General features: G+C 73.4%; 8 protein-coding genes, 1 tRNA gene and 1 pseudogene. 9 read left to right on the forward strand and 1 reads right to left on the reverse strand.

Annotated elements, in window-relative coordinates:
- The first annotated feature begins 6 nt into the window (after positions 1–6).
- The 9 genes and pseudogenes from K7I03_RS34375 to K7I03_RS22165 all read left to right on the forward strand — a co-directional run.
- On the forward strand, positions 7–222 hold the full coding sequence (locus K7I03_RS34375; RefSeq protein WP_398857703.1) for a hypothetical protein: 216 nt from the start codon (positions 7–9) through the stop codon (positions 220–222).
- 4 nt (positions 223–226) lie between these two features.
- Positions 227–460, forward strand: a complete 234-nt coding sequence (locus K7I03_RS22130; protein WP_224347154.1) for a hypothetical protein — start codon at positions 227–229, stop codon at positions 458–460.
- Positions 461–611: 151 nt separating this feature from the next.
- Positions 612–684: transfer RNA gene (locus tag K7I03_RS22135), tRNA-Ala, on the forward strand.
- A gap of 244 nt (positions 685–928) precedes the next feature.
- Positions 929–2,905 (forward strand): S53 family peptidase, encoded by a 1,977-nt coding sequence (locus K7I03_RS22140; RefSeq protein WP_185945370.1) that lies wholly within the window; start codon positions 929–931, stop codon positions 2,903–2,905.
- Between the two features lie 353 nt (positions 2,906–3,258).
- Positions 3,259–6,135 (forward strand): leucine--tRNA ligase, encoded by a 2,877-nt coding sequence (leuS, locus tag K7I03_RS22145; RefSeq protein WP_185945369.1) that lies wholly within the window; start codon positions 3,259–3,261, stop codon positions 6,133–6,135.
- Between the two features lie 264 nt (positions 6,136–6,399).
- On the forward strand, positions 6,400–7,134 hold the full coding sequence (locus tag K7I03_RS22150; RefSeq protein WP_185945368.1) for a hypothetical protein: 735 nt from the start codon (positions 6,400–6,402) through the stop codon (positions 7,132–7,134).
- A 96-nt stretch (positions 7,135–7,230) separates the two neighbouring features.
- Positions 7,231–8,076: a DegV family protein gene (locus K7I03_RS22155; protein WP_185945367.1), complete on the forward strand. Its 846-nt coding sequence runs from the start codon at positions 7,231–7,233 to the stop codon at positions 8,074–8,076.
- A gap of 1,043 nt (positions 8,077–9,119) precedes the next feature.
- The gene (locus K7I03_RS34095) at positions 9,120–9,590 is read left to right on the forward strand and encodes a ComEA family DNA-binding protein (protein ID WP_185945366.1); all 471 of its coding nucleotides are present in this window, start codon (positions 9,120–9,122) and stop codon (positions 9,588–9,590) included.
- A gap of 749 nt (positions 9,591–10,339) precedes the next feature.
- Positions 10,340–12,562 (forward strand): annotated as a pseudogene (locus K7I03_RS22165) (ComEC/Rec2 family competence protein); the annotation flags it as partial.
- Between the two features lie 88 nt (positions 12,563–12,650).
- On the opposite strand, the gene K7I03_RS22170 reads toward K7I03_RS22165, so the two are convergent.
- On the reverse strand, positions 12,651–12,929 hold the full coding sequence (locus K7I03_RS22170) for a hypothetical protein (protein ID WP_224347156.1): 279 nt from the start codon (positions 12,927–12,929) through the stop codon (positions 12,651–12,653).
- Positions 12,930–12,942 lie beyond the last annotated feature (13 nt).

Below are 12,942 nucleotides of genomic sequence, written 5' to 3' on the forward strand. Positions count from 1 at the left end.
GCTGACATGCCGGGGTGCGTGTTCGCGACGACCGACGCCCTTCCCGGAGTGCCCGCCCTTCCCGGAGCTTCCGGGTTTTCCGGGTTTTCCGGGATTCCCGGATCTCCCGGAGCGACCGCCCTTCAATGCCCGGCTTGTGGATCCGCCCAGGTGGCCCAGGTGCTCGGCGACAACGGCGGTGTTTCGTACGTCTGCACGGCCTGCGGCCACAGCTGGAGCTGAGTGAATGGGTGCACACAGCCGGAAATGCGACTGGTGCGGCAGCGGGACGCCCATCGTTCGCGAGATGGAACCGATCAACGCCGACTACCAGTACTGGTGCGTCGAGTGCGCACGGGCGCTGATCATAAAAGGCGACCCCATCGAGACCTACCGCGAGCTCGAGGGGGAGCCGATCTACGGGCGGCTGCTCGACGAGCACTGCGCGCTGAAGCGGTTCTACTCGTTCGCGACCGCGTGAGGGCCCCGAACCCTCGGGCAAATCGGGCGAAACCGGTCAGGGGAACCACCGATTTGGCAGATGGCAGGGGGGTCCGTGTAATGTAGTCGATGTCGCCAGGGGGAACCGGCCGGAAACGGCGGGAAAGCCCGGGCGGCGGACAAGAGAACAAGGGGCTATAGCTCAGTTGGTAGAGCGCCTGCATGGCATGCAGGAGGTCAGGAGTTCAATTCTCCTTAGCTCCACAGAAGATGAGCGGGTCGTCCGAAAGGGCGGCCCGCTTTTCGTTGTGCGATCCCCTTGGTGTGGTCCCTCTTTCCGGGGCTCGCCGCTTCTTGCATGTTCATGACCCTTCCTTGCCCGCTTGTTGGCGAACACATGTCCCCTGCATGAACCGTTCGCCGAAAGAGTGACGTGCCGTGTGCGCGCCGCTTCCGACGCGGCCGTCACGCATGACCACACGCGACTCATCGCATCGCAGGGGGTTTTATGAGATCTCGCCGTTCTCGTCACTCCGGAGCCCGCGCGGGCCTGGCCCTGGCCGCCGCGCTGCCCTTGGTGACCGGAGTGCTGGCGCTCGGCGCGCCCACCGCCGGCGCCGACAGCGGACCGCCCGCCCGGCAGTCGCTGGCCGGCACCAAGCCCGGGTGGGCCACGGCCGCCGCCGACCGGGGCACCACCTCGGCGAAGAAGGCCGTCACCGCCCGCGTCTACCTCGCCGGCCGGGACGCCAAGGGGCTCGCCGCGTACGCCCGGGCCGTCTCCGACCCCCGGTCCGCCTCCTACGGCAAGTACCTGACGGCAGGCCAGGCGAAGGATCGTTTCGGCCCGACCAAGGGGCAGATAGCCGAGGTCACCGGATGGCTGAAGTCCGCGGGCCTCAAGGTGACCGGCACCAACGAGCACTACGTCACCGTCACCGGTGACGCCGCGGCGGTGCAGAAGGCGTTCGGCACCCGGCTGCACGACTACGTCAAGGACGGCCGGACGTACCACGCGCCGTCCTCGACCGCCTCCGTCCCCGCCTCCCTGCACGGCGCGGTCCTCACCGTCGTCGGCCTCAACGACGCCCCGCGGCGCGCCCACCGGGACGAGTCGCTGCCCGGACCGAGCGCCGCGTTCGTCAACTCCGGTCCGTTCTCGACGTACTACGGCTCGAACGTGAACAAGAGCCTCCCGTCGGCCTACGGCGGCCACGCCCCGTACGCGATCAAGGGCTACACCGGCAAGCAGCTGCGGGCCGCGTACGGCGCCAGGAACTTCACCGGCAAGGGCGTCACGGTCGCGATCACCGACGCGTACGCCTCGCCGACGATCGCCAAGGACATCGAGCAGTACGCGAAGCGCAACGGCGACAAGGCGTACCGCAAGGGCCAGTTCTCGCAGGTGCTGCCCGCCGACTGGAAGCACGGCTCGCCCGAGGAGTGCGACGCGGCCGGCTGGTACGGCGAGGAGACCCTCGACATCGAGGCCGTGCACGCGGTGGCCCCCGAGTCGGACATCGTCTACGTGGCCGGGGCCTCCTGCCAGGACGACGACCTGATCGACTCCCTGCACAAGATCGTCGACAACCGGCTGGCCGACATCGTCTCCAACTCCTGGAGCGACATCGAGACCCACGAGACGCCGGACATCGCCACCGCCTACGACCACGTCTTCCAGCAGGGCGCCGTGGAGGGCATCGGCTTCTACTTCTCCTCCGGCGACGACGGCGACAACAGCCACAAGCACGGCGAGAAGACGGTCGACACCCCGGCCAACTCGCCGTGGGTGACCTCCGTCGGCGGCACCTCGCTGGCCGTCGGCAAGGGCGACAGCTACCTGTGGGAGACCGGCTGGGGCACCCACAAGGCGCCGCTGTCGAAGGACGGGCGCACCTGGAGCGGCTTCCCGGGCGAGTTCACCGGCGGGGCCGGCGGCGGCACCAGCAAGATCTTCGAGCAGCCGTACTACCAGCGCGGCGTGGTCCCCGACGCGCTCGCCAAGGCCGACGGCGCGGCCAAGCCGATGCGCGTCGGACCGGACATCGCGGCGGTCGCCGACTCCACCACCGGCTTCCTGGTCGGCCAGACGCAGACCTTCCCGGACAAGTCCGTGAAGTACGGCGAGTACCGCATCGGCGGCACCTCGCTCGCCGCCCCGGTGATCGCCGGCGTGCAGGCGCTGGCCCAGCAGGCCCGGCACGGCGTGCCGATCGGCTTCGCCAACCCCGGCATCTACGACCGCTACGGCACCGCCGCGTACCACGACGTCACCGACCACCCGCTCGGCAAGGGCCAGGGCATCGGCAACGTCCGCGTCGACTTCAACAACGGCGTCGACGCCAAGGGCGGCAGCACGGTGTCCCTGCGCAGCCTGGGCGACGACGGCTCGCTCTCGGCGACCGTCGGCTACGACGACGTGACCGGCGTCGGCTCGCCGGGACGTGACTACGTCACGTCGTACGTGCCCGGACACCGGCGCTGAGTGCGGGGCCGGACGCCGTCGCCCTCGCGGGGGCGGTGTCCGGCCCGTGCGAGGGCCGCTCAGGCCCGCCAAGGGCCGCTCAGGCCCGCCACGGCCCGCCAAGGCCGCCTGGGCCCGCCGCACCGGCCCCCGGGCTCGGTGCGGGGCCCAGGGCCCCTGCGGTAACCTGGCCCCATGCGTGCCGTACGCCTCCTGCTTAGCGAGCCGCGCTGATCAATCCCGACCGGTCAGGTCGGCATCGGCGCGGCGTCCCCTCCTGTGCGAGGGGATTTTTCGTTTCCGGACCCGTAGGGGATCCGGGGACCGCGACGCGACCGCAGGCAGAGACGACGATCGATGGAGCTTTGAGGACGATGAGCGAGACCACTACCGCCGCCGAGGTGGCTGCCCCGCACCGCTACACGGCCGCGCTGGCCGCCGACATCGAGGCACGCTGGCAGGACTTCTGGGACGCGAACGGGACGTACGAGGCGCCCAACCCGGACGGCGAGCTGGCCGGCGACCCCGAGGTCGTGGCCCGGCCGCGCAAGTTCATCATGGACATGTTCCCGTACCCCTCGGGCGCGGGCCTGCACGTCGGCCACCCGCTGGGCTACATCGCCACGGACGTCACCGCCCGGTACCACCGGATGACCGGCCACAACGTCCTGCACACCCTGGGCTTCGACGCCTTCGGCCTGCCCGCCGAGCAGTACGCGGTGCAGACCGGCACCCACCCCCGGGTGTCCACCGAGGCCAACATGGAGAACATGAAGGCGCAGCTGCGCCGCCTGGGGCTGGGCCACGACAAGCGGCGGTCGTTCGCGACGATCGACCCCGAGTACTACAAGTGGACGCAGTGGATCTTCCTGCAGATCTTCAACTCGTGGTTCGACGAGGACGCGAAGAAGGCCCGGCCGATCGCCGAGCTGGTGGCGCAGTTCGAGAACGGGGAGCGCGCACTGGCCGATGGGCGCTCGTGGAGTGAGCTGAGCGCCGTCGAGCGCGCCGATGTCCTGGGCGAGTACCGCCTGGCGTACGCCTCCGACGCGCCGGTCAACTGGTGCCCGGGCCTGGGCACCGTGCTGGCCAACGAGGAGGTCACCGCCGACGGCCGTTCCGAGCGCGGCAACTTCCCGGTCTTCAAGTCCAAGCTGCGCCAGTGGAACATGCGCATCACCGCCTACGGCGACCGGCTGCTGGACGACCTGGACGCGCTGGACTGGCCCGAGGCCATCAAGCTGCAGCAGCGCAACTGGATCGGCCGCAGCGAGGGCGCGCACGTCGACTTCGCGATCGACGGCCGGCCGGGGGCGAAGGCCACCGTCTTCACCACCCGCCACGACACCCTGTTCGGCGCCACCTACCTGGTGCTGGCGCCCGAGCACCCGCTGGTCACCGAGGACTCCGTCGTCCCGGCGAGCTGGCCCGAGGGCACCCACGAGGACTGGACCGGCGGGCACGCCACCCCGGCCGAGGCCGTCGCCGCGTATCGCAAGGAGGCCGCCGCCAAGTCGGACGTCGAGCGGCAGGCCGACGCCAAGGAGAAGACCGGCGTCTTCACCGGCGCGTACGCCGTCAACCCGGCGACCGGCGACCGGATCCCCGTCTTCGTCGCCGACTACGTCCTGATGGGCTACGGCACCGGCGCCATCATGGCCGTCCCCGCGCACGACAGCCGCGACTTCGCCTTCGCCCGCGCCTTCGACCTGCCGATGCGCTGCGTCGTCAAGCCGTCGGACGACCGGGGCACCGACCCGGCGGAGTGGGCGGACTCCTTCGACTCCAAGGAAGCCGAGATCATCAACTCGGCCGGCCCCGAGATCTCCCTGGACGGGCTGGTCGTGCCCGAGGCCAAGGCCCGCATGGCCGCCTGGCTGACCGAGCGGGGCATCGGCGAGGGGACCGTCAACTTCCGGCTGCGCGACTGGCTGTTCAGCCGTCAGCGCTACTGGGGCGAGCCCTTCCCGATCGTCTACGACGAGGACGGCGTCGCCCACGCGCTGCCCGAGTCGATGCTGCCGCTGGAGCTGCCCGAGGTCGAGGACTACGCGCCGCGCACCTTCGAGCCGAACGACGCGGACACCGAGCCGGAGACCCCGCTGTCCCGCAACGCGGACTGGGTCAACGTCGAGCTGGACCTGGGCGACGGGGTGAAGTCCTACCGCCGCGAGACCAACACCATGCCCAACTGGGCCGGTTCCTGCTGGTACGAGCTGCGCTACCTGGACCCGCACAACGACGAGCGGCTGGTCTCGCCCGAGGCCGAGCGCTACTGGATGGGCCCGCGCGAGGACAAGCCGCACGGCGGCGTCGACCTGTACGTCGGCGGCGCCGAGCACGCCGTACTGCACCTGCTGTACGCGCGGTTCTGGTCCAAGGTGCTGTTCGACCTGGGGCACGTCTCCTCGGCCGAGCCGTTCCACAAGCTGTACAACCAGGGCATGATCCAGGCGTACGTCTACCGCGACGCCCGCGGCATCGCCGTGCCGGCCGCCGAGGTCGAGGAGCGCGACGGCGCCTACTGGTACCAGGGCGAGAAGGTCTCCCGGCTGCTGGGCAAGATGGGCAAGTCCCTGAAGAACGCCGTGACGCCGGACGAGATCTGCTCCGAGTACGGCGCCGACACCCTGCGCCTGTACGAGATGGCGATGGGCCCCCTGGACGTCTCCCGCCCCTGGGACACCCGCGCCGTCGTCGGCCAGTACCGGCTGCTGCAGCGCCTGTGGCGGAACGTCGTCGACGAGAACACCGGCGAGGTCACCGTCGTCGACGCCGAGCCGGACGAGGCGACGCTGCGGATCCTGCACAAGACGATCGACGGTGTCGGCCAGGACATGGCCAACCTGCGCTTCAACACCGCCATCGCCAAGATCACCGAGCTGAACAACCACGTCACCAAGCTGACCGAGGTGCCGCGCTCGGTCGCGGAGCGGCTGGTGCTGCTGATGGCGCCGCTGGCCCCGCACATCGCGGAGGAGCTGTGGCGCCGGCTGGGCCACGACGGTTCGGTGGTGCACCAGGACTTCCCGGTGGCCGACCCGGCGTACCTGGTCGACGAGGCCGTGACCTGCGTCGTCCAGATCAAGGGCAAGGTCAAGGCGCGGCTGGAGGTCGCCCCGTCGATCTCCGAGGAGGAGCTGGAGCGGGTGGCGCTGGCCGAGCCCGCGGTGATCGCGGCGCTGGGCGGGGCGGGGGTCCGCAAGGTGATCGTGCGGGCGCCGAAGCTGGTGAACATCGTTCCGGCGTGACGTCGGTGACGTCGGTGACGTCGGTGACGTCGGTGACGCCAGGGGCGTCAGGGGCGTCGGTGGCACCCCTGGTGCTCCCGGTGCTCCTGGTTCCCCCGGTGCTCCCGGTGTGACGTCCGGGACTCGGGGGTTTCCCCTACGGGCAGGTTGGGGGTTCCGATGGAACCCACGGCCTGCCCGTGCCGTTTACCGTGGAGAGGTGCCTCAAGAACCCGTGAACCGACCGGCCCGCCGGTCCGGCCGAGAGCCCGTCGAGGAGCGCCCATGGAAGCCGCGGCCGTGATCATCGCCCTGATCTTCGCGGTCCTCGTCGCGCTCGCCGTGGTCGCGACCGTCCGGACCGTGAAGGCCGTCAAGCGCGGCGTGGACCGCACGGTGACCCAGGCCCGGCGCACGGTGGAGGACACCCGGCTCAAGGCCCGGCAGTACACCGTGCCGGGCGCCGCGGGCGAGGTGGCCCAGCTGCGGCTGTCCCTGCGGACGACGATGCGGGCCACGCAGGAGGCCCTGCGGCTGCGCGCCCCCGAGGACCCGTCGCTCTCCGAGTCCCTCGCCTTCTTCGAGCGCCTGAGCGCCCACGGCCACGAGCTGGACGACGACCTCCGGCGGCTGGAGACCGAGCCCAGCCGCGAGCGGGTGGACGCCGCCCTCCCCGAGATGCGCGAACGCACGGACCGCATCCGGCAGGCGGCGGACTCGCTGCGCTGGGCCGCCCAGGACCGCGCCCGCCGGTTCTCGGACGACGACCTGGCGGACCTCAGCGAGCAGATCCGGATGGAGGCGGGGGCGCTGCGGCACTGGACGCCGGTGGACGCGGAGGGTGCCACGTCGACCCCTGAGCCGAAGCGGAAAGCGGAACCTGCACCGGAACATGCACCGGAATCTTCACCGGAACCGGAGTCGGCGCGGCCCGCGATAGCGGGACAGGACATGTGGCGGAAGGACGCCCGCCCTTGGGAGAAATGGCAGAAGAACGGACACCCCGAGGGCACGAGCTGACCGGGGGCCGCCCCGAGGGCGGCCCCCGCGATCCGAAGCGATCACCATCTCGGCCCGGGCTGCTTGTCCCGCCGCCGTGCGGGTAACCTCCGGTTCATGTCCCGCCATGTCGCGATCGTCACCGATTCCACGGCCTACCTGCCCCAACAGGCGATGCGGCGGCACGGCATCACGTCCGTGCCGCTGACGGTGGTGCTGGGCGACACGGCCCTGGAGGAGGGCACCGAGGTCTCCGCCCGCTCGGTCGCCCACGCCCTGCGGAAACGCCGGCCGGTGACGACGTCCCGGCCCGCCCCCGAGGTCTTCGCCGCCGCCTACCGCGCGGCGGCCGAATCCGGAGCGGAGGGCGTGGTCTCCCTCCACCTGTCCGCCGAGTTCTCCGGCACGTACGACGCCGCGCTGCTCGCGGCCCGCGAGGCGCCGGTCCCCGTCCGGGTCGTCGACACGGGCATGGTGGCGATGGCCCTCGGCTTCTGCGCCCTGGCCGCCGCCGATACGGCCTCGGCCGGCGGCACGCTCGACGAGGCGGTGGCCGCCGCGGAGAAGCGCGCGGCGGGCACGGCCGCCTTCTTCTACGTCGACACCCTCGACTACCTGCGCAGGGGAGGCCGCATCGGCGCCGCCCAGGCCCTGCTGGGCTCGGCGCTGGCGGTCAAGCCCTTGCTCCAACTCGTCGACGGCCGCATCGACCTGCGCGAAAAGGTCCGCACCGCCTCCCGGGCCGTGGCCCGCCTGGAGGAAATCGCCCTCACCCGCGCCGGCTCCACCCCCGTCGACATCGCCGTCCACCACCTGGCCGCCCCTGACCGCGCGACCCACCTGGCGGACCACCTCCGCGAACGGGTCCCGAACCTGGGCGAGTTGCACGTGAGCGAGGTGGGCGCGGTGATCGGGGCGCATACGGGGCCGGGGCTGCTGGGGGTGGTGGTGTCGGCGCGGTAGGGGCGGGGCAGTCTCCCCGGCTGCGCCCGGCGTCCAAGGCCGGAGCGGTGGGCAGGGCCCGGGGGCGTAGGGCTGGGGGGTGCGCGGGCGGGGCTCAGGAGGAGCCCGCGGGCGCAGGGCGGGAGGCGGAGCTTCCGAAGTGGATCGTGGCTGCGGGGCGGGGCCCGGGTCGGAACCCGGAGGAGAGTGCGGGCGCAGAGTTGGGGGCGCGGGGGCGGAGCCCCCGGAGAAACGGTGAAAGGGCGGGGCTGGGGCACCCCCACCACTCACCGCGCAACCCCCTGGCTCACAACCACTCACCCCCCTCGATCGGGTGACGAAGTTATCCACAACTCCGCACCCATCCACTGGATTTGACCAAGATCACCCACTCCTGCGTCGCACTCCTACCGTCAACTCCCATGACGACGACAGCAGCACTCGACGCAACCACCCCCACACCCGACACGACCCTCCGCGACCGCGCCTCCGCACTGATGGGAGCCGCGGGACCAAAAGAAACTGCCGCACCGAAGGAAAGCGCCACACCCAAGAAAACCGCACCCCCACCCACCCGCGACCGTCCACCAAGCCGCCCCTCTCGCCGAGTCCGAGGCGGCTGCCGAGCCGGAGCCGGACCGGGACGAGGGACACACGCCGGGACGACGGAACGGCCCCGCGCGGGCGGTCCGCGTGCAGGAGCGAGCCGCCCCGCCTCCCCCGCCCCCCGAACGACGGTGGGAAGCCCCGAGCCCCTCCCACGCCCCACCCGCTGGCGCCTCGCATTCCAGGAGAGACTGCCCCTCTGGGTCCAACTCCGATGCGGCATCGAGCCGAGAACCCTCGCCGCCCTCGCGATCGTCCTGGCCGCCGCGGGCCTCTTCGCGGCCTTCCACTTCTGGACGGGCCGACCGCGGACCGTCCCGGCCCCGACCCGCGAAACCCCCGTGGCGGCACCCCTGCCATCGGTACGCGCCCGACCGGGCGCACCCCCGCCCGCACCGGTGGCCGCCGTACCGGTCCCACCGGCCGGCACGCCGGGCCCGAGCACCGGGGGAGTGGTGGTGGACGTCTCCGGCAAGGTACGCCGCCCCGGCATCCAACGACTGCCGGCCGGCTCCCGCGTCGTCGACGCCCTGGACGCGGCGGGCGGCGCGAGCCCCGGCGTCGACATGACCGGACTCAACCGGGCGCGGGTGCTCGCGGACGGCGAGCAGATCGTGGTCGGAGTACCCCCGGGCGCCGGCCCACCCCTACCCAACACACCGGCCCGCACGAACGATGCGGGCCCGGGCGGCGGCCTCAGGCCGGCGACGGGCACCACACCCGCAACAGGAGCCAACGGCCCGCTCAGCCTCAACGCGGCGACGGTGGAGCAACTGGACGCGTTGCCGGGCGTGGGCCCGGTCCTGGCGCAGCACATCGTCGACTACCGCACTCAACACGGCGGTTTCCGCTCGGTCACCGACCTCCGCCAGGTCAACGGCATCGGGGCCCGCCGCTTCGCCGACCTGCGCCCCTTGGTGCAACCATGAGGAGGACACTGCCACCGCCCGCGACCGACCCGCCGGACACCCCGCCGGCCCGGCCCGAGCCTCCGCCCGCGATCCCCGCCGACCTCCGCCTGATGGTGCCGGCGCTCGCCGCCTGGGCCGGAGCCGCCGCCGCACTGACGGCGGACGCGACGACGGTCACCGCGCTGTGCACGGTGGCCCTGTTCCTCTCCGCCGTGTCGGCCGGCATCGCCGTCAGGTGCCGTAAACGGACCGCACCACTTCGAACTCCCACCGCCCGCCCGACGCACCCCGCCCCTCCACCTCACCCCACCCGCTGGTCGGTTCCCGCAACCGCTCCCCGGGCACTGCCCGACACCGATGGACTGTCCCGTCGAGACGAGACCGCACACCCGGGCGGCAACGCGTACGCCGCCAGCCCCGAGCACTCCGACGGACCGGCGAGCCACGGCGGACGGAGACACCCGGACGCACCCGCCGCATCCGCGCGGCCCGACGAGGGTTCGCCGTCGCACGACGCGGCGCAGCGGCCGACACGCCCCGACCGACCCGCGCCCGCTCACCGGGCGCGGGCGACGCCTGCCGCCGGCCCGGCGCGTGCGCAAGGGCCCGCGCACCCCGGTGGAAACAGGTACCCCGACCCTAAGCCGCCCTCCGACGGACCAGCCCGGCCTGACGGCACAGCGCGTCGCCTCCGGCTTTCCCGACCCGCCCGGCCGCTCCGCGCCACGCGCCGCTGGGCTTCGGCCCTCGCCGCGGCCACCGCCGCCGTGCTGCTGTGCGGTGCCGCCGGCGCCGTGGTCGGCGCGCTGCGGGCAGCGGACGGCCGGCGGGGGCCGGTGCCGGGGCTGGCGGCGGAGTACGCGGAGGCGACGCTCGATGTCACGGTGATCAAGGACCCCCGGGCGGTCCGGCCGCGGGTCCGCGGGGCGGTGCGGGCCGCCCCGGCCGTCACCGTGGAGGGGGAGGCGACCCGGGTCGTGGTCACCCGGCGGGGGACGGCGACCGCGACCAAGGTCCGGACGCCCGTCCTGCTCCTCGTCCGGCCCGACTGGCTGGGCATCCTGCCGTCCACCCGGCTCCGGGTGACCGGCCGGCTGGCGCCGCCCACGTACGACGGCGACAGGATCGCGGCCGTCGTCCGCGTCCGGCACGGACCGCCGCGGGTGATCGGGCAACCGACCGGGCTCCAGCAGACCGCCGCACGGCTCCGCGCGGGCCTGCGCGAGGCCACCGACGGACTGGCGCCGGACGCGCGGGCCCTGTTGCCGGGCCTGGTGGTCGGGGACACGTCCCGCATCCCGCCCGATCTCGACGAGGCGTTCCACGCCACGGACCTGACTCACCTCCTCGCCGTCTCCGGAAGCAACCTGACCATCCTGCTCACCCTGCTGATCGGCCCCGCGCATCTGGCGGCGCGGGCCGAACGCCGGGGCCTGGCCGGGCGGCTGGGCATCCCTCTGCGGGGGACGGCGGTCGTGGGCGGGCTGCTGGTGCTGGGGTTCGTCGTGGTGTGCCGGCCGGAGCCGAGCGTGCTCCGGGCCGCGGCCTGCGGCCTGGTCGCCCTGCTCGCCCTCGCCACGGGCCGCCGCCGCACCCTGCTGCCCGCCCTGGCGGCGGCCATCCTGGCGCTGGTGCTCTATGACCCCTGGCTGGCGCGGAGTTACGGGTTCCTGCTGTCCGTCCTGGCCACCGGCGCCCTGCTGACGATGGCCCCGCGCTGGAGCGCGGCGCTGCGCCGGCGTGGTGTGCCGGCCCGACTCGCGGAGGCCCTGGCGGCGACCGCGGCGGCGCAGGCCGCCTGCGCGCCGGTGATCGTGCTGCTGTCGTCCCGGGTGAGCCTGGTCGGCATTCCCTGCAACCTGCTCGCGGAGCTCGCGGTCGCCCCGGCCACGATCCTGGGCTTCGCGACCCTGGTCACCGCACCGTTCGCCGCTCCCGTGGCGCACGGCCTCGCCTGGCTCGCGGGCCGGCCCGCGGCCTGGACGGCGGCCGTGGCGCGGACCGGCGCGGCGCTCCCCGGCGCGGAGCTCGCCTGGCCGGGCGGCTGGTCGGGGGCGGCGCTGATGGCCGCGGCCGTCGTGGCCGCCGGGTACGCGGTCCACCGAGCCGCCCGGCGCCCCGAGCGGCAATCCGAGCCGCGCCTGCCCCGTCGTCGGCGCCGACGGCGATGGTTCGGCGCGGTCTGCGCACTCCTCCTCGCCCTGGCGATCATCCGGCCGGCTCCCCTGACCCGGATCGTCACCGGCTGGCCGCCGCCCGGCTGGCGGTTCGCGGCCTGCGACGTGGGACAGGGCGACGCCCTGGCGCTCGCAGCGGGTGACGGAGCGGCCGTCGTCGTGGACGCCGGACCCGAGCCCCGGGCCGTCGACCGCTGTCTCCGCGCGCTGGGCGTCCGGACCGTGCCGCTCCTGCTGCTGACGCACTACCACGCCGATCACGTGGACGGACTGCCCGGCGTCCTGCGCGGCCGGACGGTGGGGACGATCGAGGGCACCCCGTTCGAAGAACCGCCCGGGCAGGCCGCGTTCGTCCACCGCGAGGCGCGCCGCGCGGGTGTCCCGGTCGTCGCCGCGGCACCCGGTGAACGCGGTCGGCTCGGTCCGCTGTCCTGGGAGGTGCTGTGGCCGCCGGGCCCGGGGGAGGCGGCCGAGGCGGAGGGCGGCCCCAACGACGCCAGCGTCACCCTTCTCGTCCGCGCCCGGGAGCTGACCCTCCTGCTCCTCGGCGACCTCGAACCGCCCGCGCAGCACGCCCTCCTGGAGCGGTATCCGGAGCTGCCGCCGGTGGACGTCCTGAAGGTCGCCCACCACGGCTCGGCTCACCAGGACGCCGAGCTGCTGCACCGGGCGCGGCCCCGGCTGGCCGTCGTCTCGGTGGGGACGGGCAACTCCTACGGGCATCCCGCGCCGCGGACGCTCACCGCCCTGCGCGCGGAGGGCGCGGTGGTGCTGCGGACCGACCGTGACGGTCCGGTGGCGGTGACGGGCGCGGCCGACGCCGTCCTGGGCGGCCCGGGCCCGGCGGCGCGGCCTCCGGAAAGAGGGACGGTACGGGGAACGGAACGGGGGAGCGGACGGTTCAGTCCGTCTCGATCCAGCCCTCGTACTCCTCGGCGAGGGCGCGCAGCGCGGCGGGGTCCAGCACGCCGTCCGGGTCCTCCAGGACGACCAGCCACTGCGCGTCCTCCGCGTCGTCCTCTCCGGCCAGCGCCTCGCGGACGATCTGCGGCGTCCCGTCCAGGGGGTGTTCGGCCGCGGCCCGCTCGGCCGCCTCCTCGGCGGCCTCCCGGTCCGGGAGCACCAGCAGGAAGCGGGAAGGGCGGTCGACGGAGGAAGAGGAAGGGGGAACGCTGCTCACCCGATCATTGTGC

The organism is Streptomyces mobaraensis (genome assembly GCF_020099395.1).
Classification (GTDB): domain Bacteria; phylum Actinomycetota; class Actinomycetes; order Streptomycetales; family Streptomycetaceae; genus Streptomyces.